Origin of the sequence: Brevibacterium antiquum CNRZ 918 (assembly GCF_900169145.1) — a bacterium.
Classification (GTDB): Bacteria; Actinomycetota; Actinomycetes; order Actinomycetales; family Brevibacteriaceae; genus Brevibacterium; species Brevibacterium koreense.
Map to the genome: position 1 here is coordinate 1 of NZ_FXZD01000011.1, position 25,524 is coordinate 25,524.

22 protein-coding genes and 1 pseudogene are annotated in these 25,524 nt (G+C 61.6%); 14 read left to right on the forward strand and 9 right to left on the reverse strand.

Translation table 11 applies throughout. The annotated features are described in order from the left end of the window. Together BANT918_RS14025 and BANT918_RS14030 are read left to right on the forward strand one after the other, a co-directional pair. Positions 1 to 396: transposase (locus tag BANT918_RS14025; protein ID WP_208618120.1), on the forward strand; the 396-nt coding region annotated here is incomplete at its 5' end. 76 nt (positions 397 to 472) lie between these two features. Next, positions 473 to 931: pseudogene (locus BANT918_RS14030) on the forward strand (integrase core domain-containing protein); the annotation flags it as partial. Here BANT918_RS14030 and BANT918_RS17800 read toward each other — a convergent pair. The 5 genes from BANT918_RS17800 to BANT918_RS14050 form a co-directional block, all read right to left on the reverse strand. After that, positions 915 to 1,130, reverse strand: a complete 216-nt coding sequence (locus BANT918_RS17800; RefSeq protein WP_233430505.1) for an IS110 family transposase — start codon at positions 1,128 to 1,130, stop codon at positions 915 to 917. The pseudogene BANT918_RS14030 and the gene BANT918_RS17800 overlap by 17 nt on opposite strands. Beyond that, positions 1,130 to 1,822, reverse strand: coding sequence for an IS110 family transposase (locus tag BANT918_RS14035; protein ID WP_233430506.1), 693 nt, complete (start codon positions 1,820 to 1,822; stop codon positions 1,130 to 1,132). Before BANT918_RS14035 ends, BANT918_RS17800 begins: the two co-directional genes overlap by 1 nt. 472 nt (positions 1,823 to 2,294) lie before the next feature. After that, entirely contained in the window at positions 2,295 to 3,596 is a 1,302-nt protein-coding gene (locus BANT918_RS14040) for a CDP-glycerol glycerophosphotransferase family protein (RefSeq protein ID WP_233430508.1), read from the reverse strand. A gap of 134 nt (positions 3,597 to 3,730) precedes the next feature. Next, positions 3,731 to 5,404 carry a stealth family protein gene (locus tag BANT918_RS14045; RefSeq protein ID WP_233430509.1) on the reverse strand — a complete coding sequence of 558 codons (1,674 nt, stop codon included), beginning with the start codon at positions 5,402 to 5,404 and terminating at the stop codon, positions 3,731 to 3,733. 26 nt (positions 5,405 to 5,430) lie between these two features. Then, positions 5,431 to 7,131 carry a stealth family protein gene (locus BANT918_RS14050; RefSeq protein WP_167389483.1) on the reverse strand — a complete coding sequence of 567 codons (1,701 nt, stop codon included), beginning with the start codon at positions 7,129 to 7,131 and terminating at the stop codon, positions 5,431 to 5,433. Between the two features lie 219 nt (positions 7,132 to 7,350). Here BANT918_RS14050 and BANT918_RS14055 point away from each other — a divergent pair, with 219 nt between their 5' ends. From BANT918_RS14055 to BANT918_RS14080, 6 genes are all read left to right on the forward strand, one after another. Continuing rightward, positions 7,351 to 8,331 (forward strand): TetR family transcriptional regulator, encoded by a 981-nt coding sequence (locus BANT918_RS14055; RefSeq protein ID WP_233430510.1) that lies wholly within the window; start codon positions 7,351 to 7,353, stop codon positions 8,329 to 8,331. A gap of 60 nt (positions 8,332 to 8,391) precedes the next feature. After that, on the forward strand, positions 8,392 to 9,939 hold the full coding sequence (locus tag BANT918_RS14060; RefSeq protein ID WP_101620851.1) for an ABC transporter substrate-binding protein: 1,548 nt from the start codon (positions 8,392 to 8,394) through the stop codon (positions 9,937 to 9,939). 1 nt (position 9,940) lies between these two features. Further along, a complete protein-coding gene (locus tag BANT918_RS14065) occupies positions 9,941 to 10,894 on the forward strand; it encodes an ABC transporter permease (protein ID WP_101598752.1) in 954 nt (317 codons plus the stop codon). Further along, positions 10,891 to 11,808, forward strand: a complete 918-nt coding sequence (locus tag BANT918_RS14070) for an ABC transporter permease (RefSeq protein ID WP_205677275.1) — start codon at positions 10,891 to 10,893, stop codon at positions 11,806 to 11,808. Before BANT918_RS14065 ends, BANT918_RS14070 begins: the two co-directional genes overlap by 4 nt. Beyond that, positions 11,808 to 13,571: an ABC transporter ATP-binding protein gene (locus tag BANT918_RS14075; protein WP_208618121.1), complete on the forward strand. Its 1,764-nt coding sequence runs from the start codon at positions 11,808 to 11,810 to the stop codon at positions 13,569 to 13,571. The genes BANT918_RS14070 and BANT918_RS14075 overlap by 1 nt, the downstream gene beginning before the upstream one ends. A 145-nt stretch (positions 13,572 to 13,716) precedes the next feature. After that, positions 13,717 to 14,994: a C45 family autoproteolytic acyltransferase/hydolase gene (locus BANT918_RS14080; protein ID WP_101620852.1), complete on the forward strand. Its 1,278-nt coding sequence runs from the start codon at positions 13,717 to 13,719 to the stop codon at positions 14,992 to 14,994. Positions 14,995 to 15,078: 84 nt separating this feature from the next. Here the strand turns inward: BANT918_RS14080 and BANT918_RS14085 are convergent, their stop codons facing one another. Beyond that, entirely contained in the window at positions 15,079 to 16,935 is a 1,857-nt protein-coding gene (locus BANT918_RS14085; RefSeq protein WP_233430511.1) for a DEAD/DEAH box helicase, read from the reverse strand. Between the two features lie 614 nt (positions 16,936 to 17,549). On the opposite strand from BANT918_RS14085, the gene BANT918_RS14090 reads away from it, so the two are divergent. After that, positions 17,550 to 18,128, forward strand: a complete 579-nt coding sequence (locus BANT918_RS14090; RefSeq protein WP_208618122.1) for a DUF421 domain-containing protein — start codon at positions 17,550 to 17,552, stop codon at positions 18,126 to 18,128. Positions 18,129 to 18,399: 271 nt separating this feature from the next. Here BANT918_RS14090 and BANT918_RS14095 read toward each other — a convergent pair whose 3' ends face one another. After that, on the reverse strand, positions 18,400 to 19,404 hold the full coding sequence (locus tag BANT918_RS14095) for an alpha/beta hydrolase fold domain-containing protein (protein WP_101620853.1): 1,005 nt from the start codon (positions 19,402 to 19,404) through the stop codon (positions 18,400 to 18,402). Positions 19,405 to 19,684: 280 nt separating this feature from the next. Between BANT918_RS14095 and BANT918_RS14100 the strand changes: the two genes are divergently transcribed. The 3 genes from BANT918_RS14100 (at position 19,685) to BANT918_RS14110 (ending at position 22,102) form a co-directional block, all read left to right on the forward strand. Then, positions 19,685 to 20,179, forward strand: a complete 495-nt coding sequence (locus BANT918_RS14100) for a hypothetical protein (RefSeq protein ID WP_145996992.1) — start codon at positions 19,685 to 19,687, stop codon at positions 20,177 to 20,179. Positions 20,180 to 20,210: 31 nt separating this feature from the next. Further along, positions 20,211 to 20,900: a peptidyl-tRNA hydrolase gene (locus BANT918_RS14105; protein ID WP_101620855.1), complete on the forward strand. Its 690-nt coding sequence runs from the start codon at positions 20,211 to 20,213 to the stop codon at positions 20,898 to 20,900. A 359-nt stretch (positions 20,901 to 21,259) separates the two neighbouring features. After that, positions 21,260 to 22,102 carry a hypothetical protein gene (locus tag BANT918_RS14110; RefSeq protein WP_101620856.1) on the forward strand — a complete coding sequence of 281 codons (843 nt, stop codon included), beginning with the start codon at positions 21,260 to 21,262 and terminating at the stop codon, positions 22,100 to 22,102. Positions 22,103 to 22,175: 73 nt separating this feature from the next. On the opposite strand, the gene BANT918_RS14115 is transcribed toward BANT918_RS14110, so the two are convergent. After that, positions 22,176 to 22,364: a hypothetical protein gene (locus BANT918_RS14115; RefSeq protein ID WP_101620857.1), complete on the reverse strand. Its 189-nt coding sequence runs from the start codon at positions 22,362 to 22,364 to the stop codon at positions 22,176 to 22,178. 176 nt (positions 22,365 to 22,540) lie between these two features. On the opposite strand from BANT918_RS14115, the gene BANT918_RS14120 reads away from it, so the two are divergent. Continuing rightward, on the forward strand, positions 22,541 to 23,206 hold the full coding sequence (locus tag BANT918_RS14120) for a hypothetical protein (RefSeq protein WP_145996993.1): 666 nt from the start codon (positions 22,541 to 22,543) through the stop codon (positions 23,204 to 23,206). 42 nt (positions 23,207 to 23,248) lie between these two features. Here the strand turns inward: BANT918_RS14120 and BANT918_RS14125 are convergent, their stop codons facing one another. Beyond that, positions 23,249 to 23,791: an STM3941 family protein gene (locus BANT918_RS14125; protein WP_101620859.1), complete on the reverse strand. Its 543-nt coding sequence runs from the start codon at positions 23,789 to 23,791 to the stop codon at positions 23,249 to 23,251. A 114-nt stretch (positions 23,792 to 23,905) separates the two neighbouring features. Here BANT918_RS14125 and BANT918_RS14130 point away from each other — a divergent pair, with 114 nt between their 5' ends. Then, on the forward strand, positions 23,906 to 25,438 hold the full coding sequence (locus BANT918_RS14130; protein ID WP_101620860.1) for a deoxyguanosinetriphosphate triphosphohydrolase family protein: 1,533 nt from the start codon (positions 23,906 to 23,908) through the stop codon (positions 25,436 to 25,438). The last annotated feature ends 86 nt before the right edge of the window (positions 25,439 to 25,524 follow it).

Consider the following 25,524-nt stretch of genomic DNA (forward strand, 5'->3'; position numbering starts at 1 on the left):
CAGACCACAGCCGAGTCCGTCATTGCCCAGTACAAGCAAGTCGCTGAGAGTCTGCGGGCGTCGTTTCCCGCCATCGCCGACATGCTCGATGCTGCGCTACCGGACTTGACGGCGTTCGCGTCTATGCCGCGGGAGCATTGGCAGAAGATCTGGTCGAATAACCCGATCGAGCGGTTGAACCGGGAGATCAAACGCCGTGCTGATGTCGTTCAGATCTTTCCGAACCGGGAGTCGGTGACTCGGTTGATCGGGGCCGTGTTGCAGGAACAGCACGAGGAATGGCAGTACGGTGAGCGACGCTATTTGTCGGAGATCTCGATGCGCAAACTCGTGACGGTGTTGCATGGGCAGACCGAGGTCGACCCGGTCGGGGTGGTGATGCCGCTGACCGCGTGATTCGTAGCCCGACCCCGCTGCTTAATACCAAGTTAAAGGAACTACCGAAGAACACCACGAAAAGGGACTTGACCATGGGTGCTCACGTCGAGTGCTTGGTTGGGCGATGGATTCCAGGCAGGATTCCGACCTCGTCGAGCGGGCGTTGAGGATGGCTCATACGCTGCGCGAAATGGTTCCAGGTGACGTCATTTTTCATGCCGACAAAGGAGCGCAGTACACGTCGGCGCAGTTGCATCAGGCGTCTATCGAGCTGGGGCTCAAGCAGTCTGTTGGGCGGACTGGAGTGTGTTGGGATAACGCGATGTCGGAGTCGTTCTGGTCGTCATTGAAGACTGAGTTCTTCGAGCGGCGAGTCTGGCAGACTCGGGCTGAGGTGATGCGGGAAGTCGCTCGGTGGATCGAGGTGGTCTATAACCGGCGGAGGTTGCACTCGGCGTTGGGGATGGTTCCGCCGGTGGAGTTTGAGGAGAAGTTCCGGGCTGGCCAGAGTGCTGGTCCGGTTCAGGAGGAAGCGTCTACGCAGGCTGCGTGACGTGGTTCACGTGTCCACGACTTGCGGGGAAGCTCACGCGGTTGAGTCGGTGGCGTTTAGTCTTACCCGACGATGCTGGGATTGGGCAGACCCCGGCCAGTGCTGCGAACGCGGCTTCTGAACGTAGCCGATCAGGGTTGTCCCCGGCGGTGATCAACAGTTGCGCGATGGTATCTCGGCCGCAGCCGAAGACCCTCATCAGGTCGGGGCGTGGTCGTCTAGTAGTCGCTGCAGGTGCCCAGCCAAGTCCTCTATCTGCCCGGTCAGTGCTTGCCAGCGCCTGGCCAGCAGCCGCAGGCTGTAGGCCGTGGCTTCGGCGGCGGTGACCGGTGTCGGTGTGGGTCGCGATGCCGCCAGTGCTGCAATCAGTTTGGGGGTCGACATGCCCTTGTAACGCGTACGTAGATCCTCTGGGGCTGTGATCAGCATCCCCTTAATCTGATTGATCGTCGCAGTCCGGGCCTGTAGCGCCGAGGACCTTGAGGTCCGTAGTACTCGTAGCGACTCCACCAGCCCGTCCCCACCCTTGGGCGCCGCGCTGACTCGGCCACCCAGCACAGCTTCAGCGGCGGAATAAGCATCGAAGGGATCGCTCTTGCCGTGGAGTCGCCGGTCGAACCGGTTAGGTCGATTCACCTCGAACACTGTGATGCCTGCCTCCCGCACAACTCGGGTGACCGCGGCTCCATAGGAGCCGGTGCATTCGATGCCCACGCTGACCAATCCAGGCCAGGAACCCAAGAACCGCAATGCTGCCTGGTATCCAGTCACGGTAGTCGGTATTTGGGCATCAGCCAGCCGGCGTCCGGCTTGGTCGATCACCGCGAGGTGATGTGTGTCCGCGTGCGTGTCGATCCCGCCGTAGACCTTAACCTGCTCATCGTTCATCATGGGAACTGCGCCTCTTCTTTTCGAGTTCTCGGGTGCGCAGCTCAGCCGGCGTCAGTCAGTTCACTATCGGGGACACGCCAGACTCCTATCAGGACATGACGGCCTGCTGGGCTGCACTTATTACAGTGAGCCGAGCCAGTCGACACGTCGTAAACAGGACAACCCCCAGACAGCGGGGTGTCAGAAGAGCCATGAGTCAGACCCGACCACAAGACCATCATCGATCCGTTTGGTAGAGACCGCCACATCCTTCGAGAAGTCAGACTAACTAGTCCACAAAATCTATAGTGAAGAGCCGTTTTTTCATGTGGAACTCATGCTTGAGACTGGTTACGTTAGGTGCAAAGGTGAAAATTGCACAGCGTACGCGGAGTGCCAGCATTGTTTCTCGTCGCGTTGTCGATGTATTGAATTTTAATCAATACGCGCGCCACAGATTGCAATGCGGTGGGCAATCTATAGCCCTCCTATGTCACTCTGTTGATTCGGCGTTTGTGCTCGTGTCATGGAAGCCGACGAGATCCGATTCTCGGTGGGCAATCAGATCCGAAATTGCTGCAGTGAACAGTTTCGTTGAGGTGCCCCTGCTGCCTTCCCCGAAGTAGAAGGTGCGCAGAAGCTGCCGAGCATCCGCTTTTTCATCTTTGTTCAAAGCTCGTTCGAACATGTCGAAAGCGTGCTTGACCGTCGTCGAATCGATGACCGGGGTTGCTCGGCTGATCGGAGCTTCCTCGTTCAGAATCGATTCGTCGTTTCGCCGATCGGTGAGAACGAGAGGTTTTTGCGGGCACAGATAGAGGAAGTCGAGCCCGACACTCGAGACATCTGTGATGAGCATATCGACGGCATCGAACATTGCAAGGATGTCGCCCTGCATCAGGACCTGATGCGGTTCAGCTGCTACGTCGATGCGTTGATTCGCCTCCTCGAGCAAATCGAGAATGCGAGTGTTGGCCGCCTGCATCTGAGTGTCTTTCGACGACTCGACGCGGGGATGTGGTTTGTAGATCACCCGTGTGTTCGGCAGCGCAAGTGCGGATTCGATGATCTGAGGTCCGTAGACATCAACCGATGTGTAGTTGTTGGAGTCGTTCTCGCCCTCCCAAGTGGGCGCGTACATGATCGTTCGGGCTGAAGTGGGTTCGAGCTCCAACGGTCGAATGATGTCGAGCTGAGGCCGTCCTACCTTGATCAGTGCTCTTTCGTCAAAGTCCAAGAGCGCTTTCCGGTGCCGTTCGATGGCGGCATCGCCGGCTACGAAGACTTTGTCGTACGACTTCGCCTGATTCGAAACCATGCTCAGTTTGTCGGATTCTCCATGATTGACATGAACATGCACCATCGGCGCATATCCGAGCGACTGGAAATTCGTCATCCCGTTATTGACATAGAGGGCAAGCTTGAAACTGTTCGCATGGTAAAAGGTATGCAGGGGATCGAACTTGCGTTTGAGTACAAGCGGAAGGTGTGTGACTTCGATGGCTTCAAGCAATGCCGAGGGCTTGCGGAGAACGATCGCCACCTTGTGGTGCCGATCAAGTTCTTCGAGGACAGGTATCCACTGTTCCAACTGGTAGAACTTGGACCGAGTGTCTCCGAAATAGACGACGACTTCTGCTTTGACGTAACTTCCGTCGTACTCTGCTTCGAGTCGGTCCCAGCGCTCTGATCCGCGTATCCACCTGCTGGTGTTCTTCCACGCAGACGATCTCACGGCTGCCAGAGCCGTGTTGCGAATCAGGTTCTTCAAGGTGGGCCTTTCGATGATGGTCATTCGGTGAGCAGCTGCTCCAGGCAGTCGGTATCACTTGTCATTCTATCCGGACATGACTGAACGGAGCGTGAGCGATGGGCGCAGGGTTTAGCGTCATGGTCAAGTTTTACAGGCGGTGCCGCCGAAGTCTTAACCTAGACCTCGAAGGAGCTTTTGCATGGGAAATACGACTCCAGAAAATGAGCGACCTCATCATCGGGGAGGGGCTCCACATCATCCATCGGTGCGTCATTGAGGCACATCGTTGACCGGTCCCTCAGCCGCAGTGTGTCTCGCATGATCCACCGATGGCTCTGATCTCGGATGTTGATGTACCGGTAGCTGATCGAAGTCGCCACGGCTTTCCCGACGATCTGCGCGTAATAATGATGCAGCTGATCGGAGACGATGTCATTGTGATGCCGGAAGCGGCTCGACCATGTGCGTTCGAAAGCATCGTGGAATCTGTCTTCCATTTCGAACTGGACGCTTTTGAGCATGGGATACGGTGTGTGCTTGATCGCCCGTGTCACAGTGACTCCGAATTCGGATTCGAGCAGACTACGGATATTCCGGGTCAGATTGAAGTGCGGACCGTCTTCGGCTGTGGGTGCGCCGAAAGGGCGGTGATTCCTCGACGGAAAGACTTTGGCCAGCCCGGTGGGCAGGAAGAAGTCCTGAGGGCGAACCGGCTTTCCCAGCATCACATCGTCATTGAGGTAGACGTAGTGCTCGCTGAGGTCGGGGATGTGATGGAGTCGCGAGATGATCGAATTGCTATTGAACGTCGGCAGGTGGTCGGCAGCGTCGTAGATATCGCTGTGGCTGATCATCCGAAGCTTTGGATGATCCAGATTGAGCCATGATGGAACCTGTCCGGACGTGACGATGTAGATGCGACGGAACCAGGGGGCGAAGTACTCCACCGAACGCAGGGAGTATTTCAGCTCGTCTTTGGATTCGAAGCGGGCCTCATGATTCGCTTCGGGATGGTATTCGCTGCCAGACAGGTGAGCCTCGAGTCTGCGTTTGGACTCGATCCACTCGGGGTCTGCGCCATCGACCCAGGTGTAGACGGCGTCGATCGGGAACGTGATGTCTTCAAGCATGGTTCGGTTGAGCACTGAAGGGACACGGCACGATCTCCCTGCCTCGGTGCTTGCCGATTGGAGTGTGAACTCGTCTTCGGACATCAACTTCGCCGCCCGGTTCTCCGTGGGCGCCTCGATGATCACTCGCGACTCCGTGGCGGTCTTCGTCCAGAACTCGATCGTGCATCCGTACCGAAATCCGAACGCCCAGTTGGTGTCCCTGACCTTCTTCGGAGATACAACGGTGATGATTCGGACGTCAGGATCTTCGCAGAGGCCTTTCACTTCTGCGAGGGCGACCGCAGTCGACTGTTGTGACTTGACGTAGGCGGGAGTCGAAGCGCTGGGGAACATCAGAGCCGACGCGACCAGAGCCTTCGACTCGTCTCGGACGCCGATGCGATATCCGTGACCGGAATAGTCCTCGACCAGCCACCACTCGATGTCTCGTGCGTCGAAAGCGTCGGCAACGAAGTCGAAATTCTTCTGCGCAGCCTGCGGCGGCGACATCGTGTCGACGAGTTCGTGGAGGAGGTCTCCATGTCGACCGATCTCCTCGGTGAGAGCGAACCCGTTCTTCTCCGACCGCCGCCTCTGCATTTGGCCTCGGCGTCGGTTCACTGTCCTGAGGGCCTTGAGACCCGACCGACGCAGTCTGAGATATCTCTGCTCTCCCGATGCTCTGATGATCACCGGTTTGGCCAGGCCCACGAGGGTTGCGCCCAGTCCGTTTCGCATAGTGTCCTACTTTCTTCCGAATTGCATCAGACCACGTCGACCGCAGTCCGGTCTCGGCTTCCGGTGCCGGCCAGCTGAGAGCTGCGATCAGGCGAAGGCAGTTCGAAGCTCGAGGGAACAGGGAATCGGTCATCGAAGAAGCTCCGCACTGCCGTCTCGATCGAGGCTTGCTTCTCCTGCGGAATATACGTCTCATTGAGGCAGCAGACATCGAGATCGGTTCGCCGGGCAATCCTTCCGAGCTGTAGTTCCAAATCCTCCCGAGACAGATCTACGAACTGGTACCCGATGTCGCCCTCGACGGACTTGCCCCGCGCATACGCATCGAAATGATGCAGCGATGAGGGGATGGAGAAATCGATGGGGGAGCGGAACGGAGAGGCCGCCACCTGAGCGAACAGGGCAGGCTCCTCTCGCTCCATGGCCTCGAGGACGGGTCGCAGCTGCGCGTGCGGCGTGTGCTTGAACCGATGCGTCACGGTTCGTCCGTACTTGTCGAGCAGATAGTCGCGTCCTTGCTTCGCCGCCGAGATGATCGGCAGATCACGTGGCGACCATCCGTCAATGTCCAACGGAACGACCGAGGGAAAGTGCTTCGCCAAACCGCTGCCGGTGTAGAAGAGTTCCGGATCGGAGGGGCGAAGGAAGAAGCAGTCGTCATTGAGGTACAGATACCGATCACTCAGGCCCGCGATGTGATGGAGCTGGGACTCGATCGCGTGAGAGTTGAAGACCGGCAGGACGGTGGGGTCGGTGAAGATGTCACGGTGGTCGACAACCGTGAGCTGCGGGTGACTGACGTTCAGCCACGGAGGAACCTGGTCGTCGGTGACGATGAAGATGTGCCGTGCCCACGACGCGTAGTATTCCAGCGACCGCAGTGAATATTTCAGCTCGTCCCTGTTGGTGAACCGTGAATCAGCCAGCGCGCTGGGCTCGGTGAAGTTGAGGTCGACCTGTCCGCGTGCGTTTCGCATCCTGCGCAGCCATGCGGGATCCGCACCGTCCACCCAGGTATAGACGATGTCGACCGGCTCATGCAGCACCTTCAGGTGCGGAGCGGGCAGGCGCAGCAGCGAGCCATTGGTGAGCGCATGCTGCCAGACGGCGGGTTCGATGTAGTCGAGCGACAGATCATGCCCGGTGAGTTTGCGACGCAGAGTGCCGGGAAGATGGACCGCACCATCCGCGCGCGGGACGTCTGGTTCGAGCCTGTCCCAGAACTCAACGGTCACTGCTTCTCTCGGAGTGCTCAGCTCTCTGCCGTTGAACGCGACGCAGTGACGCAGGCACCGGGCGGCGGCGATCCTGCTCGGGTCCTTCTCCCCCTGCCCGGGGCTGACCGAGACTCCAGCAGAGTCGAGCAGCTTCAGGCTCCATGACTCCTCGGCATTCGGGGCGAGTAGTCCACGAGCGATCGCAGACAGCGCCGCCTCGGTCTGAGCGGCGGGAACGACGACGAATGGGGTGAAGGCACTTGGCTCCGGCAGCTCGACGAAGTCGACCTCGAACTGCTCCAAGGCGCGGCGCACATCTGCCAAGCTGGACGCCTGTGCAGAACGGGCGTCGTAGACATCATTGATGCGGTGCGCGGGTCGAATAGGGCGGGTGTTGATCGATCGCTGCCAGGCAAGTTCGCCGTGGCGCAGTTTCGAAATCCGGAGCTTGAGCTTCGGTGTCAGTCGCCTCGCAATTGCAGAGCGTGCTGCTTTCGGTGAGAGCCACAAGGTGACTTCCTCCTCAAAGTGCGGACAAACCAGCAATTGCAACGCTGCAGTCGTGGTCCTGTTGCCTCGGAGTCTATCCTCGGCGAGGGCAGATGATCGCCGCAACGCACCGAAGTTCATCAATAGCTGTGCCCGCGAACCGCGCATCGATCCGGAATGACGCACTGTTGCGAAAAACTACTCAAAACCCAAGTAACTCTTGCCAAAATCGCAACTCCTGTGGATACTGAGGAAGTGGGCGAGGCGAGCGAAGGTGCAGACAGCAGTCAATTGTCCCTGGCCAACCGCGTCCGCGACGCGATCCGGGCCGCTGGGATCAACCACAGCGAAGTCGCCCGCAATATCGGTATCGAACCGAGCAAACTCTCAAAATCACTGGCCGGAACACGGAAGTTCCGCGTCGAGGAGATCTCCTCCATCGCGGCCCTGACAAACGTCACCACGGACTGGCTCACGACCGGACGGTCGGTGGGGCCGCCTCGGCGCCGGGTTGTTTCGCACTTTCTGCCCCAACCGACGGACGATCCCGCAGCAGCCGGCATCCGATCGGATCTCCTGGGGGATATCGGATCCCTGCCGGATCCGGCCGATCGCCCAGCGTCGGCCTGGATGTCGAAAGGCACCCGTAACCGACAGAAGATCATCGCCGCCGCGTGGGAGCTCTACGCCGACCGCGGCATCGACAACGTCCGCACTGAAGACGTCGCGAACGCGTGCGGGCTCAGCGCCTCGGCGATCAACTACCACTTCCGGACGAAGACCCAGCTGCTTCAGGCCGCCCTGCGGCACTCTCTCGACATCATCGCCGGCGCCCGTGACCTCCACGATCCTGCGGATCCCGTCGCTGCCCTGCGCCACTTCGCCCGCATCTACGCCGGCGTCGACGACAAGGTCCGCCGTGTGTGGTCGATCTGGATCCAGAGCTGGGCTCGTGCTGCCGCCGACGAGCACACCCGCCTCAACCTCACCGCCGTCTACACCGAATGGCTGGACATGATCACCGGGGTCATCCTCGCCGGCCAACGCCGGGGAACGATCCGCATGGGCAACACCGTGCTCATGGTCAAGTCCCTGTCCATCTTCATCGACGGCCTGGGCGTGGCCCGCAGCACCCGCCAGATGGCGGTGACCGACGACGAAGCGCTGCGCATGCTCGAGGACTACCTCGTCGCCCACATCCTCACCCCCGTAGGAACCTGACGTGAGCCCACCCGTTGAGACAGTCCGCCGCGAAGACCTGGAGCCGCAGGAAGAGGAAGAATGAGAACACCGAACCGAAGACAAGCGCTGGGCGCAGGGCTGTCGGTGAGCGCGATCGTAGGCCTCAGCGCCTGCGGCACGGCCACCGGAGCCTCGCTCGACGCCGGCAAGCCCGTCAAGGGCGGGACCTTGCGCGCGGGCGTCACGGGAGGCAACGCCGCTGACACCGTCGACGCCCACATCCCGGTCAACAGCGGCGACATCGCCCGCACCGTCAACCTCTACAACTGCCTGCTCTCCCGCACCGACGACTACAAGATCCAACCGGAGCTCGCCGAGTCCTTCGAACCCAACGGTGATGCCACCGTGTGGACGGCGACCATCCGCGAAGGCGCGAAGTTCTCCGACGGTCGAGACATCACTCCCGATGATGTGGTCTTCAGCTTCGAGAGGATCAACGACCCCGACGACCCGAAGGCGGCAGCGGCAAGCTTCACGATGCTCGACAAGGTCGTGGCCACCGGCAAACGCACCGTCGAATTCCGCCTCTCCGAGCCCAACGGCCTCCTCAACGACTCTGTCTCCGAATACACGACGGGAATCGTGCCAAGCGATTACGACCCGAAGAACCCCGTGTGCTCGGGACCGTTCAAGCTCAAATCCCATGACCCGGGCCAGTCGACGGTGATGGAACGCAACGACTACTACTGGCGCAAGGACGGAGGGTTCCTCGATGAGGCCGCCATCCTCAACTTCAACGACTCCGATGCCCTCATCAACGCCCTGCTCTCCAGCCAGGTCGACGCAATCGCCCAGATCCCGCTGGCCCTGGTCGAGGTCATCGGCGCCGACGAGCGCATGAACATCCTCAACTCGAAGACCGGTATGTGGCTGCCGTTCACAATGCGCGTCGACCGGCCGCCCTTCGACGACGTCAGGGTCCGCCAGGCCTTCCGTCTCGTCGTCGACCGCGATCAGATGATCGAACAGGTCCTCTCCGGCTTCGGCACCGTGGGCAACGACATGTTCGGGCCCCTGAGTGAGAACTTTCCCGACTTCCCACAGCGCAAGCAGGACATCCCGAAGGCCAAGAAACTCCTCGCCGAGGCGGGCTACCCCGATGGCCTCGAGGTCGAACTCGTCACCGCCCCCATCCAATCCGGTGTCGTCGAAGCCGCCCAGGTCTTCGCCCAACAAGCCGCCGAGGCAGGCATCCGGGTCAAGATCCGCAAGGTCGACGCGACGACGTTCTTCGGCGACGAATACCTGTCGTGGGACTTCGCCCAGGACTTCTGGTACACCCGCGACTTCCTGCCGCAGTGCGTGTCGTGTTCGATGGACGAGTCCCCGTTCAACGAGACCCATTGGGACGACGCTGACTTCACGAAGATCGTCCAGAAGGCCCGCGGCATTCCCGACAGCGCCGATCGCAAGAACCTCGAGCACGAAGCTCAGAAGGTCCTCTACGACGAAGGCGGCTATATCATCTGGGGCTACGCCAACCAGGTCGACGCCTATCAGAAATACGTCGGAGGCCTCGTACCCAACGCCACCGGCCGCCCGCTGAGCGGCTGGCGTCTCGATCGCGTATGGATCGGAAAGGTCTGACATGTTTGCAAAAGTCATCGGACGCAGGCTGATTCTCTCCGCCTTCATCCTCCTCGCGGTCTCACTCATCGTCTTCGGCGCCACCCTGCTGCTGCCCGGCGACGCCGCCCGTGCGATCCTGGGCCAGCAGGCCACCCCGGAGCGCATCGCAGCCCTGAACGAACAGCTGGGTCTCAACCAGCCCGCCTGGCAACGCTACTTCTCCTGGCTGGGCGGCCTCTTCGTCGGCGACTTCGGCACCTCGACAGCCAGCGGCGGTTCCGTCGCGGAGCTTCTCGGCGACCGAGTCGGAAACTCGTTCATCCTCATGGCCGCAGCCGCTATCATCTCGGTGCCTTTGGGCATCGGCTTGGGCGTCTACCAGGCACTGCACCGCGGCGGCCGACGTGACCAGGCCATGACGGGCCTCAGCCTCGTCTTCGCAGCCATGCCCGAGTTCGTCATCGGCATCGGCCTCATCGCGATCTTCGCGACCTCGGTCTTCCAGATCCTGCCGGCCGTGACCCTGGCTCCGCCGGGCGAACCAGTGTGGGGCCGACCCGAGCAGCTCATCCTGCCCACCCTGACCCTCATCCTCGTCGTCACCCCCTACATTGTGCGGATGATGCGCGCGACGATGATCGAAGTCCTCGACTCCGGTTTCGTGGAGATGGCCAGGCTCAAGGGCGTTCCCGAGACGCGTGTCATCATGCGCCATGCAGTGCCTCATGCGCTGGGACCAGTCGCCCAGGTCGTAGCCATCCAGTTGGCGTGGCTGGCCGGCGGCGTGGTCGTCGTCGAGTTCCTGTTCCGCTATCCGGGGCTGGGCCAAGCACTCATCGACGCGGTGACCTACCGCGACGTGCAGGTCGTGCAGGCGATCTCCATGCTCGTCGCCGCTGTCTACGTTGTGGTTAACCTGGCTGCTGACATCGTCGGCATCCTCACCAACCCGAAGCTGAGGAGTGCAGCATGAGCACGAACACGAATAGCCTCGACGACCTCAAATCCGCCGCCGTCGACGGTGGTGAGGTGCCCAAGGAATCACAGACCACCTACACCCCGTTCTTCAAGCGCGTGCTGGCACAGAAACAGGGCAAGATCGGTCTGGTCCTGACCATCATCGTTCTCCTCCTGGCCTTCTGCGGACCACTGCTGCTGCCGTGGGCGACCGGCAACACGGCGACCGAATTCGTTGCCAAGCCCTTCAGCCCACATGGGCTCTTCGGATCAGACAACCTCGGCCGCGATGTGCTCTCCCGGTTCTTCGCCGGTGGACTCACCCTCATCGTGTACTCGGTGCTCGCCACGGCCCTGGGCATGATTCTGGGCGCGATCATCGGGATGCTCGCCGCCTATGTGGGCGGGACCTTCGACGCCATCGTCATGCGTCTCAACGACGTCATCCTCGCCGTCCCACAGCTGGTGTTCGCGCTGCTGGCCATCACAGTACTGGGACCACAAGGGTGGGTTCTGGTGACCGTCATCGGCGTCACCCACGCCCCACGCATCGCCCGAGTCGCACGCTCGGCAACCCTGGGCGTCATCACCGAGGACTACATCCTCGCCGCGGAGATGTATGCGATGCCGCGGTGGAAGGTGCTCCTGCGAGAGCTGCTGCCCAACATCACCGGCCCGCTGAGCGTTGAGGCCGGGCTGCGCCTGACCTACTCGATCGGCTACATCGCGTCCCTGTCATTCCTGGGACTGGGCCTGCAGCCGCCCGCGGCTGACTGGGGTCTGATGATCAACGAGAACCGGATCGCGCTGAGCATCCAACCCTGGGGTGTGCTGCTGCCGGTGATCGCCATCGCGCTGCTGACCATCGGCACCAACCTGCTCGCGGACTCCTTCGCCAGGGCCACCGCATCGACTTCAGTGGAGGCATGATGACCACCGAGACAACCACCGTCCGCCATGATGATGCGAACCTGCCCAACGAGAAGATCGTCCTGCGCGTGACCGATCTGAAGATCGCGACGAACGCCGGCGACGAGATCCTCCATGGAGTGAACTTCGCACTCAGTCGCGGCGAGATCCTCGGCCTCGTGGGGGAGTCGGGATCGGGTAAGACCACGGCAGGCCTGGCCTGCATGGGCCACTTCCGAGAGGGCCTGAAATTCGCCTCCGGCTCCGTGAGCCTGTGGCCGCGTGGAGATGACACGGCCGTCGAGGTGGTCGAACTCGACGAGGTGGCCGTGCGGTCCCTGCGTGGATCGCGCATCGCCTATATCCCGCAGGACCCTGCACTCTCGCTCAATCCTGCGATGCGAGTGGGGGAGCAGATCCGTGAGGTCCTCGACATCCACAAGTTCGGATCCTCTGAAGCCGAACGCTCCGAGCGGGTGGCGGCGGTGCTCGTCGATGTCGGACTGTCCGGTGACAAGGCCTATCAGAAGCGGTGGCCGCATCAGCTCTCCGGCGGTCAGCAGCAGCGCATCGGCATCGCCATGGCCTTTGCCATGTACCCCGATGTGCTCATCCTCGACGAACCCACGACCGGTCTCGACGTGTCCACGCAGGCAGTCGTCCTCGATACGATTCGGCAGATGACTGTGGCGAACAATGTCGCCGGTCTCTACATCACCCACGACCTTGCGGTGATCAAGGACATCTCCGACCGGGTGGCAGTGATGCTGCGCGGTGACCTCGTCGAAGAGGGCCCGGTGGAGTCCGTGCTCCAGGACCCGCAGCACGAGTACACGAAGATGCTCATGTCCGCAGTGCCGGACCTTGCCGGTCGCAAGACCATCGGCGAAGGTGCGGCAGCGGAACCGGAGCCCGAATCCAAGGCCACGCACATTCTGGTCTCGGACAAGGAGCCGAAGTCTGAGGACTCGAGCGAAGCTGCGCAGGCGCTGGGGTCTGCGGATTCCGCGGGCGGTGCAGCCGCCTCGGCGAGTGCACCGTTGCTGCAGGTCACGGATGTGGCACTGGCCTACGGGAAGGCGCAGATCCTCGACGGGATCAACCTCACGCTGGAACCTGGCGATTGCACGCTGCTGTTGGGGGAATCAGGGTCGGGCAAGACGACTCTGTCCCGCTGTGTCGCCGGGCTCAACGATGACTACTCCGGTTCCGTGCGGCTGCGCGGTCAGGAGCTGGCGAAGTCGACGCGGAAGCGGACGAACGAGCAGCGGGTCGGCATTCAGTACGTGTTCCAGTCCCCGTTCTCTTCCCTTAACCCGCGCCGGTCGATCGGTCAATCGCTGACCGTTCCCCTGGAGATGAGCGGTGAGGGCACTGCCGCGAGCCGGAAGGCGAAGGTCGAAGAAGCCTTGGACTCTGTGCGTCTGGGGCGCAGCTTCTATCACCGTCGGCCAGGTGACCTGTCCGGTGGTGAGCGGCAGAGAGCCGCGATCGCCAGAGCATTGGTCAACCAGCCCTCGGTGCTGGTCTGCGATGAGATCACCTCAGCGCTCGACGTCAGCGTGCAGGCCTCGATCATCGGGCTGCTGCGCACGTTGCGCAAGGAACACCAGCTGGCGATGCTGTTCGTCACGCACAACATTGCGCTCTCGCGCCATATCGCGGACAACCTCGCTGTGCTCAACAAGGGCACAATCGTCGACTACGGGCCGACTGCCCAGGTTCTGGAGGCCCCGAAGCACGAGTACACGCGCACGATGATCGCGGACGTGCCGAAGTTCTGAAGTCGGCTCGTTCGTTCTCGGCGGGCGTCGGACCGGCTCAAGAGCAACTCGGCGTTGCCTGACTGGCGCCCTGGCACCCAGGCACACTGAAGTCTATGTCAAGTTTTCATTGACAAATGAAAAAGTGTCAACGTAACCTTGACGCATGACTTCATTCAATTTCTACGCAATCACCGAAGACCGTCCCTCAGCTCGTTGGAAGGAACTGTTCGACACCGTTTGGCCGGGCTACCGCGCGTGGTATGTGCGCGACGGTGATTGGGCCCGTCCGGACCTTGCGACCGCGGAGGGCAAGCTGTGCCACTACATGCCCGAGCTCGTCCCCACCTGGCGGCGGCTGGTCGAACTCGCTGATGGCGATGAGACTGCCGCCAGAATGCTCACCCTGTGGAACCCACCCAAGTTTCTGCCTGGTTGTTCCCAGGTTGCTCTGCGCTCGCCGGAGCCGGCGCTTCTGCGCAACTACGACTATGGGCTCGAACTGTTCGAACAGGTCCACAGTTCAACCCGCTACGGCTCGCGCCGGGTGATCGGGACCTCGGACTGTCTCTGGGGACTGCTCGACGGGATGAATGAGGACGGTTTGGCCGTCTCACTGGCCTTCGGCGGGCGTCCGGGCGACGGCGACGGATTCGCCGCTCCCTTGGTCGTGCGCTTCCTCCTCGAAGTCGCAGGTGACGTGCCCGAAGCACTCCGCCGGCTCGAAGGCATACCGGTTTCGATGTACTACAACCTCACCCTGCTCGACACCAAGGGGAATGCTGTGACGGCCTACGTCGGTCCCGGGATGGCCCCGGAAGTCACCCAGGATCCAGTCGCGACGAACCATCGAGGGCACAGTCCGGAATATCCCGAGCACGCACGTCGCTTCCGCAGCGTCGAGCGCAAGAATATACTCACCGAGGCAGTAGAGGACGGGTGCGACGTCGAGGAGATGGCCGACGCGATGCTCGGTCCGGGAGTCTTCAGCAGCGACTACGACAACGCATTCGGAACCCTGTACACTGCCGTGTATCGGCCCCTGCGCGGCGAGGTCGAATACCGCTGGCACTCCCGAAGCTGGACCCGCAGCCTCACCTCTACAGAGGAGATGATCATCGTGGCACTCGACGAAGGCACCCCGGACCCCATCGGCGTGAGCAGGCCCGAAGGCTCGGCCTCCGACGCAGATGGCACGGGGTCCGACCCGATCGAAGCCGTCGCCGGCACCGTGGCGGAACTCAGCGCCACCGCAAGCCAGGCGATCCACGATCTTGCCCACTCGCACGACCCGGCCGCATTCTCGGCGCTCATCGGACTCTCCACCGAGGTCGGAGAGGCACTCGGCACAAGCGCACGGATACTCGCCGAGCACAATTCCTGGGCACGAGTGGCCGAGATCGCCGATGTCAGCCGGCAGGCTGCCTGGCAGCGTTGGCGCTGAAGCACGCCCAGGCTCTATGAGTTCCCGGCAGGCGAGGCCAAACCGTCGGTGCGGTCTGTTCCTCGCCTGCCGAGCTCGGTCAGATCAGCTGTTGCTTGAGTAGACCGTACGCGAACCGGCCGAACTGCCTTGGCTGCGGCGGCGATTGCGAGTCTCGGCGCTCGTGCCCCGTCCGTCGGATCCGCGTCGGCTGCCACTGCTGACGCGAGTGCCTTCGCTGCGGCGGTTGCCTCCAGCGCCTGCACCTGAACGGCCGCCTCGGCCGTTCGCAGATGGGCGTCCCTCTTGGCCGTTCCCGGCCGAGCGACCGCCCGGAGCGCTCCTGGCGGTGCGGCTGCCTGATTGGCCGGACCGGGTCTTCTCTCCGCCGCGGCTGTTGTCTCCACTGCGGCTGCTTTCACCACCGCGTCGGTTCTCTCCGCCGCGGCCTCCCCGGCGTCCTCCGCTGCGTCGCCCGGCAGATGAGCGTTTCTGTCCCTGTGCCGGCTCTGTCGTTTCTTTGGGCTGCGGGGCCACGTAGTCAGCGATCTCGCCGACAAGTTCGGCCACTGCGGGGGAATCGGCCGTGACCTTCTGCGGAGTCACCTTGATGGCGGCCTTGCGCAGCAGCACCCTCGTGTCCTTGCTCTCGCTCGGCAGCATGATCGTCACCACGTCGCCGGAGCTGCCGGCGCGTGCTGTGCGGCCCGAGCGGTGCAGGTAGGCCTTGTGCTCGGTGGGCGGATCCACGTGGACCACGAGTTCGACGGAGTCGACGTGCACTCCTCGGGCGGCGACGTCTGTGGCGACGAGCACGCGCACGTTCCCTTCGCTGAATGCTGCGAGGTTGCGATCTCGTGCCCCCTGGGACAGGTTGCCGTGAAGATCCACGGCGGGAATGCCCTGAGCGGTGAGCTGCCGGGCGAATTTCTTCGCTCGGTGCTTGGTGCGGGTGAAGAGGATGCGGCGCCCGGTGCCGGAGGCCAGTCGCTGGATGAGATCGTTCTTGTCCTCATCGGCAGCCTCGAAGACGTGGTGCGTCATGGCCGAGACGTGGGAATTGGGATCGTCCACGGAGTGGTGGACCTCGTTGTGGAGGAACCGGCGCACCAGTTTGTCCACGCCGTTGTCCAAGGTGGCGGAGAAGAACATCCGCTGGCCGTTTTCCGGAGTCCGTGCCAGGATGCGGGTGACACCGGGCAGGAAACCCAGGTCGGCCATGTGGTCGGCCTCGTCGAGGACTGTGACTTCGATGTTGTCCAGGGAGACCAGGCCCTGCTGGAGCAGGTCCTCTAGCCGTCCCGGGCAGGCGACGACGATGTCGACGCCTGCATTGAGGGCGATCTCCTGGCGCTTCTGCTTCACTCCGCCGAAGATGGTTGTGGTCGACATTCCGTAGGCCTGGGCCAGCGGTTCGACCACGTTGGTGATCTGAGTTGCGAGTTCACGTGTGGGTGCCAGGATGAGGCCCCGTGGTAGGCGGCCCTTCTTCCGGCCGGCAGATTCGGACTCTGACAGACGCGTCACCATAGGAATGGCGAAGGCGAGTGTTTTGCCGGAGCCGGTCTTGCCTCTGCCCAGCACGTCCCGGCCGGAAAGTGTGTCCGGAAGAGTGTCCTGCTGGATGGGGAAGGCCTCGGTCTTGCCCTCCGCACGAAGGCGATCGGTCAAAGCAGAGGGAACACCGAGCTCGGTGAAGGTGACGGGAGCGGCATCTGTCTTGTCCGCGACGGCATTCCTCGGCTCGGGGCTCGTGGCCTTCGGCGTGGATGGTCGTCTCTGCCTCGTGGAGGAGGAGACGTGATTGGTGCTGGAGTCATGTGGGGGAGTAATGGAATAGCCCTTCGACATGCCGGAGAACTCATCGATGCCACCAAATGGTGACGGGAGCCGCTTCCGGTCAAGGTGTGGGAACGCCGTTTGGCGCTCTCGATCGCCGAGAGGAAACGGCTTCAGAATCATGCGCCGGAAATCATTCACGGCTGCTGAGACGAGGCGTACTGTCGACGCAGGGAACCCGAGGACGGGTTCGCAGGTATTACCAGCATACATGCCTCAGAGGTGCCGGTTCGACGTCGGCGGTTTGTCGCAGGCGTGTGGGGGCGGAAACGGTCCGAAGTCCGCGCCCTCCCGGGCCCGCAGCTGGGAAAACCTATGTGAGGCATCCAGCCGTGCCGCCCGACGGCAGACGATCCTCGTAGCGCAGCTCGCTTTTGCGTCCATTGTCACTAAGCCTCTGTTGCGCGGCCCCTGTCACAACGCACCTGTTGCGGCGTTGCCTTCGATACGGTTCGCCAGCATGAACGTGACGATGACGAGGAATGTCGCGATGACGTTGATGACCGCAGGCACGACCGTTGGCGTACTTCGGAGTTCGGCACGTAAAGTCGGTCATCGTGGGTGCGGCACTCATAGATGGACAACACGTCACAACTTCGAAGCCCTCGCCAACACGCTGCTGCGCGCTATCCAGCTGTGACGCGGTGTTCTTACCCGTCACCGCCGTCAGGATCCCGTAAAGCAAGTACATTATCCAGGGCGAAGATTTCGCCTCGGTTCGTTCCGACCAAGAGCAGGTGTTCCCAATTATTGTCAGCGACCTTGGTGCGACGTGGCAGACGCTCGTCGTTGTTGCGATTTCTACGGTCGGTATCTATCTAGCGCTGATCTTATTCTCTAGGATCGCCGGTCTGCGGTCCTTCTCACAGATGACGAACTTCGACATGGCCGCAACTGTGGCCATCGGCTCCATGCTGGCCACCACAGCGCTGAGCAGCAGCACTCCCCTCCTGGTTGGAGTCGTCGGTCTAGCAGTCCTGTTCGCCATCCAATGGGTGACGGCAACGGTACGACGTTATCGCGGGCCAAGACGGCTCGTGGACAATAGCCCACTGGTACTGATGAGCGGAAGCGAAGTGCTATCGGAACATCTGACAATTGCTCAGATGACGCGCAGTGACCTACGGTCGAAACTTCGACTAGCTGGCGTGACCCGTTATGACCAAGTCGGAGCGGTGATCCTGGAGGTGACGGGTGACGTGTCGGTGCTCGTGAAAGCCCCCGAGGATCCGCCGATGGAACCGGATCTGTTCGTCAGCGTCAGAGGGCGAGATCTACTGTTCTCCGACGATCACTTTGCTTCAAAGGACAGCTGAACGCGGGAGAAGAATACGCACAGTTCACCGGGAATTGATGGCTCTTCTTACTCCAGGTGGGTACACCTCGATGTTTTTCGACAAGGCCCGGACCCGAACTTCTGTGATCAGAGTTCAGCCCCTCTGAGTTGGTGCAGTTGCACGAACCCATCGAACATTCGCAGTTGAAATCAATGGAGTATGACCAAGTTACTGCTCGGCGTATCGAATCTGGGCCCCTGGTCGAACAGTGTGGCCGGCGAATGCGCAGGGGGCGGCCGGCCAGGATGGGTTACCGTTGCGGCTGCAGTCGTTCGGCGGCGAAAGCTGCCGTGGTTGTCAGCACATCCGTGGCGTCGTCGAGGATGCGGGCGAAATGGAGGAACGAATGCAGCACATGTGGGTATTCTTCGAAGACCGTGTCGTTACCTGCACGTCTCAGCCTCACCGCCAATGCACGGCTGTCATCACGGAGCGGATCGAGACCTGCCGCAGCGACGAAGACCGGCGGCAGGCCCGCGAGGTCAGCGCCGAGATGGTCATAGGCGGGCGACCTGGCGTCTCCGGTCGATGCGAAATAGTCGGACATGATGCTGCCGAGGTCGTCGGCGCCCATGCCGTCCCAGCTTCCGCCGAACATCCTCCGACTAGCCGAATCGGTGAGCCCATGACCTCCGTAGAACGACATCAGGGCCTTCACTGCTGAGAAGCTTTCGGGCAACGCCCCGATTCGCTCCGGGGCGTCGCGGAGCAGAACGGCAGCGGACACCGTGAGCATTGCCCCCGCGGAGTCCCCAGCGATCGCAAGGCGAGAACCGTCTATGCCGTACTCCTTGCCGCGGCGAACAAGACAGTCGACGACGCCTGCGCTTTCGTGCAGCGCCTGGGGGAACTTCGCCTCGGGGGAAAGGGAATAGTCGACGCCGATGACGGCTGCTCCGCTGGTATGGGCGAGGACGCGCATGATTCGGTCGTGGGTGTCGAGGTCGCCAACAGTGAATCCGCCACCGTGGAGGAACACGATGCCAGGCAGGCCAGCCTCGGCGTTGGGATGGTGGAGCCGAACGGACACGTCGACTCCGGCAGTGGAGATGGTGTCATCGACGGTGCGGGCCATCGTCGGCCCGCCCTCGTTCCAGTAGGAGCGTTCGGCACGGTACTCCGCACGGGTCTCTTCCAGGTGGCCTGGAGTGTCGGACTGGCTCGCGATTGATTGCGCGGCATCTTCGCCGGCCTGTCGGCAGAATTCGACACGCGCGGCTTGGACTGCGAGCACATCTTTCATCTGGGCAGACATCGCATCGACGATGTCATCAGGGATCGTGGCGATGAGGGCCGCAGCGAGGTCATCGTCGGAAGGAAGGTGAGGAATGATGGGCTGCTTTCATCGGCGGATACTCGCAGTTCAAACCTACCGTCGTACCAAGTTCATAGGTGGCTACGCTCATCGGATGGTCAAGGAATCTTGCTGACCGGTCTCGTTCTTGGCCCGGTTTTCAATGGATTGCGAACAGCTTGGTCCGACTACCAGGCAGCTGGCACGAACAGCCGTGCTCGGCATTCTGTCAAATGCTTCTATGGTTATGATTCAGACTCCAGAGCTCAAGCATGAGGGTGACGAGGTTGTCGTGAGAGCCCGCCTGTCCGAAATCACCCCGTCGGGGACACTCCGGTATCGCCTCCCGGCGACCTACTCCTACGCCGATCAGTATCCGTGGGGGAGCCATCCCTTGTTTGACCCGCTGTGGTCGACAGAGTATTTGAAAGTCGTCCACGATGGCGCAGAAGCCACGCGCGTGGAAAAGACGCAGAGGATCTCCGACAATCCATCAGCCCAACAGCATTTGCGAATCTGCTTTCAGAAAAAGGGCGATTACAACTGCGGGCAGTGCAGCAAGTGCATCCGCACCAAGATTGCTTTGGAACTATCCGGTGTGCTGAATAAGTTCGAGATGCTCGACAACACCATTGACCTGGAACGTCTTGACGCACTTGGAATCAAATCCCAAAGTGACCTCGTATTTGCGACTGAGAACCTGAACTTTGCCCGGGAGCAGGCAGAACTGATCTGAACGCACGGGATCAGTGGCTAGCATAGTCACCATGACCGTCCACATGCGCAGACACGAGTATGACCATGAGGTTCCGTGGTCCCTGCCGATCGTGGTTCGGCGGTCGAAGACGAACATCGCCCGCCACATCGACGTCGTCGAAGCCACCGCCCGAGCCGTAGTCACCTTCCTCGACGACCCCCGGACGCAACCGGAGGGCCAGTGGTACGAAGCGGTCGAGTACTGGCGCGACGGCGCCATCCGCAAGGTCGTTCGCCGCGGAGACGGTCAGAAGCTCGAGGATGCACGGGCCCTTGGCTGCGTGTCGGTGACCTTCGGAGGCACAGAAGAATTCGGTCCGGCGGAGGCGCTCGTGTTCCCACCCGGGCCTGTCGAACCCCTGCCGAAGGAGCTGAAGAAGCTGCAGGTGGGCGGTACCGAGTTCCCCGATGAGGGCGGCACGTCGGTCACCGCCGATCAGGCCATTGTGACGATCGAGCTCTCACCGCTGGTGATGCTGACGACGGGGAAGGCTGCGGCACAGTGCGGTCACGGCGCACAACTGGCCTACGAGCAGATGCCCGCCGAGATTCGCCAACGGTGGCGCGAAGCAGGATTCGATCTGCGCGTGGTCACACCGACGAAGGCGGAGTGGGTGAAGACGAATCGACCCGTGAGCGTCGTAGACGCGGGTTTCACCGAGGTCGACGGTCCCACCGAGACCGTGCGTGCGTGGTGGTGAGTGGAGGCATACCGGCCAGACCGGCACATTGATACTGGTCGGTCGACACCGGTGATGGAGACGATCGACGTCGGTGACGTTCTCCTGTTCGGTGGGCACTGGTAGTTCACCATTCAATATTTATAACGAATCAGCGACATCGACGCTCCTGGTTTGAGTCGCCAATCCACGGTTCGTAAACTAGGGGTGTTGTTCCGGGGTACGAATTCGAGATCTCCTCGGTTCTCGTTCTCTCTCCCGGAAGGCCAGAAGTGTCAGATATTCCACCGCTTCCCTCATATCCTCCTCAGCCTCCTCGCGACCTTCCTCACTATCCGTCAGCACCGGCAGGTCGGCCGCATCGCAAGAAACTGCTGGGAATGCCGAGGTGGGTCACGATCTCTCTCGCGAGCTTCGTAACGGTGCTGTTGGTGGGCGTCGTGGCAGTCATCGGACTCAACATGTATGGAGAACATCGGGCTGCCGTCGAGGCGGCCAGGGACGGCTACCAGTCCAGCTTTGACGATTATGAGTCGGAGCAGGACCGGCTGTCGAAGCGGCTTGCCGACGCCCAGGACACATTGGACACCACTGAAGCAGAGGATGTTGAAGAGGCTTCCCTCGTCGAGGACCTCTCCAGTGAGCATACTGCTGCGCAAGAAGTCCTCGACACATATGCAAGCCGAGGCGACTTCGATGCTGTGGGCAGTTCCGTCGACGAGCTGGATGCTGAGGTCGAGGCCATGGATGGCGCTGCATCTGAGATGAAGGCGGCAGCTGAGATCCTCGACAGTGCTGATCAGGAAGTCCACGACAGCTTCTGGGCAAAGAAGCAGATCGAAGCGGATGAGCGGGCTGCCGAGCAGGAGAAGAAGGCCAAGGAGTCGGCATCGTCCATCTCATATGAGGAGCTGTTTCGTGCGGGAAGTTCTCTGCAGGGCGAGTTCTTCACCTTCGAGGGCGAGATCGTTCAGGACGTCGGCGCCGGAGTGTATCGGGTCAATGTCACCAAGGAGCCCGGTTACACGATGAACTTCTGGGAAGACACCGTTCTTCTCACGATCAGCCCCGCCTCCGATACGAAGCTTCTGGAAGACGACATCATCACGTTTGTTGCGAAGTCTGAAGGCACTGAGACATATGAGTCGATCATGGGCGCAACCATCGAGATCCCGGCACTGTCCGCTGAAGGCGCCGACGTGAGCCTGAGTAGCGACGGGTGAGACTCGGGCGGTCCACCCCTAGGTGCTTTGGTCCCTGACAGGGGCCTCGCTCCCTGGCTGAGCTGCTGATCAATCAGCTGTTTGAAGCGTCTTCGACTTCCTCTTTCTCGTCCTCGTAGAGGGGACGAGTCTTGGTGCCGTTTCCGAACTCGTCGAGGACGATCATGTGCTTGACCATCTCGCCGGCTTCCTCATCCCAGACGTCGATGATGTCGCCTGGATGGGTCCCGGGCTGATAGAAATCGTCGTTGACTCCAGTCATCGGTCTCACCTCCTGTAGTGCTTATGACCGTACGCCACTGTGATGCAAGTCTCAAGGATGCGGGCCGGCGCTCTGCCTGTAGTGCTCCAGTTCCACGGTCAGGTGGGCAGTGCGGTTAGCATTGTGCGAGGTCGCTCGACAGAGGGACACAGTACTGAAGGGATCGTGGTGGACGAGTGACGTTCAGGGGACAACTGGTGTGCATGTTCTTCCCCGGTGGGCTGCTGGTCATCATCGGCGGAGCAATGATCGACTATCTCCACGGTTTCGGCGTTGCTCTGGGCAGCGTCGGATTCCTGCTTCTCATTGCGTGGCCGATCTTCACGATCACCGTCCACATCAGACACGAACGCAGACTCAAGCGGGCCGAGCGGCAGCGGGACTCAGAACCCGTGAGCATCACCCAGGTAGGGGCCCCCGTCGAGGAAGTCACCGTCCACGACCCGCTGCATACCTTCGTCACCACCGTCGAAAATCTGACGTTCCTCATCGGTATTCCAGTGACGATGCTCGGAGGTCTGGGCGTCTTCTGTCTGGTCACCGCGCCCAGCGATCCAGGCAAAGAGACCTTCAAGGTCTTAGCGGGCATCGGGTCGCTGGGCCTTCTCGGCGCATACTTGCTCCTCATCGTGCGGGGGCGAAGTGCCTTCACACTGAAGGTCATAGGAGCCGCTGTGACCGTGTTCGGACTTGCCGGTGCGCTCGCCGTTGGTCTTGTGCTGAAGGAAGACGGGATCACCAGTGTCAGCGATGTCGTCATGGCGGTCGCCAGCGTGGTCATGATCGCAGGCGGACTGTGGTTGGCGTTCACCGGCCGCAATACCTTCAAGCGCGTGGACTGACGTCATCGTGCGGGCCGTTCTGTCATGTCATTCGGTGGTCACTCACACGGTGGCACGTGCTTCGCGTTCCTGTTCGAGCCAAAAGCACAGCTCGGGTTTGCGCACAGCCAAGCCGTTGGGGGCCCACAGCACCAATTTCAAATCGCCGTCCTCGGTCGCGAGCTTTCCGACGCCGAGGCCGGCAGCCGCCTGCCGGTCAGCCTCTTCGGTGGTGATGACCATCTGGATGTACACATTCGAGGCCTGTTTCACCGGATGGATCTCGAGGATCTCCGACCAGGGGACGACCCCGGCCTTGGCGGTCTTCATGGCGATTCCCTCGGGGGAGACTGTCAAGCCGGGAACGCGGGTGAAGAGCCTGCGAACCTGAACGACGCACCCGAGCAGGAAGAAGACGACGGCGACCCAGCCGATGATCGTCCACGCAAGGCTATCGCTGCCTGCCATGAGGAGGCCGATGAACACGAAGACCAGGCAGACGATGATGAGCCCCACTGTCTTGCCGCGGGAGAACAGGAAGGGAACGGACTGCCCCCGGGCGAGGGTTGCTGCCCATGCGTCGACGTCATTTTTCGGTGTGGCCATGCGGAGAGTCTCCTGAATAGTCAGTGGTGCCGGAGAAGGCGAAACACTCCATGATAGCCAAAGGCCACTTGTTATGCCGCGTAGGGTCGGCGATTCTGTAGGCTGGAGGCCATCATGACGGAGAGACTGAAACTTCACAACGACGGTGGACGCACCCGTGACGTCGCCGAGGCGGGTCAACCCGGCGAGGACGAATTCCGTGTCGATATCGAGCGGATCCGATTCTCCCCCTTCTTCTCACGGCTGGCCGCCGTCACCCAGGTCATCCCGCAGGTGGGTTCGGGCACCGTCATCCATAACCGGCTGACGCATTCGCTCAAGGTCTCTGCCGTGGCCCGTTCGATCGCCATCACCTTGAACAACTCCGACGAACGCACCCGTTCACTGCTTGAGGAACTCGGGGGGTGCGATCCGGTCGTGGTCCAGGCTGCCGCCGCAGCCCACGATATGGGCCATCCTCCGTTCGGCCACCTCGGCGAGAAGGAACTCGATCGTGTCTCGCGGTCGGTGCTGCGCCTGCCCGACGGCTTCGAGGGAAATGCGCAGACGTTCCGCATCCTCACTGCTCTGGACAGCTGTGACGCCACGGCGCGGGGGCTCAATCTCACCCGGGCGGTCAAGGCCGCGGTGCTGAAGTACCCGTGGGCGCGCAGCGATTGGACCCAGCATCAGCGACTGAGCTCGGCCGAAATGCCCAGGGGAGTCGGCGACGAGGTGTCGCAGGGGGCGATGAAGTTCTCTGCCTACATGACCGAGACCGCCGAGATGCACGATGCGCTGTCGGTGTTCCCGCGCATGGGCCGGCACCAGCAGACGCTGGAGTGTGCGGTGATGGATGTCGCCGATGACATCGCCTATGCGGTCCATGACCTTGACGACTTCTACCGGTCGAACATTCTTCAGTACACCAGCGTCTCCGCCGAGATGACCCGGTGGCTCAGCGATTGCCGCGAGCTTGCCGGGCTGCACGACACGGAGTTGGACCGTCGCAGGCCGGGCCATGCGCTCGAGTCGATGTGGCGCCACGTTCAGGAGAAGGACCCGTGGATCGCCGACGAAGATGCGTTCCGGCAGTCGGTGCAGCGGGTCAACCGGGATCTTGTCGAGGGTCTGCTGGCCGTGCCCTATGACGGGGGACTGGAGGCGGACCGGGCCGTGACCGCGTTCACCAGGCGGTGGATCGATCGGCTCAAGGCCTCCATCGTCGTCGACTCCGAACCGCATATCCGCAGCGGGCATGTGCGTCTGTCAGACACCGCCTGGCACGACGTGGTGGTGCTGAAGTTCGTCCACTCGAGGTTCGTGCTCGAACGCTCTGACCTCGCCGTCTACCAGCGTGGGCAGACGAGGATCATCGCCTCGCTCGTGGAGGGCTTCCACGAATGGCTGCGAGACCCCGACGAGGCGACCACGATCCCTCGCCGCCTGCTCGATTCGGTCGAGGCCGCCACCGAGGAGTACCAGGAACTCTACGACAGGGATCCGGCCAGCCTCGGTGAAGAGGGAGCCAGTGCCATCGTCCGACTGGGGCGGGCCCGCGCGGTCGTCGACTACATCGCCTCGTTCACCGATGCGCAGGCCATGTCCGTCAACGCACTGATCACTGGGGCCTCGGAAGAACCTTGGGAGGCCGGACGGGGACTGTGACCGTGTGAACAGGCGGACAGTCCCCGACAGGATGGCTGCCCGCTGACTGCTGCCAACGAGACCTTTATGCAGGTTGTGCAAAAGTG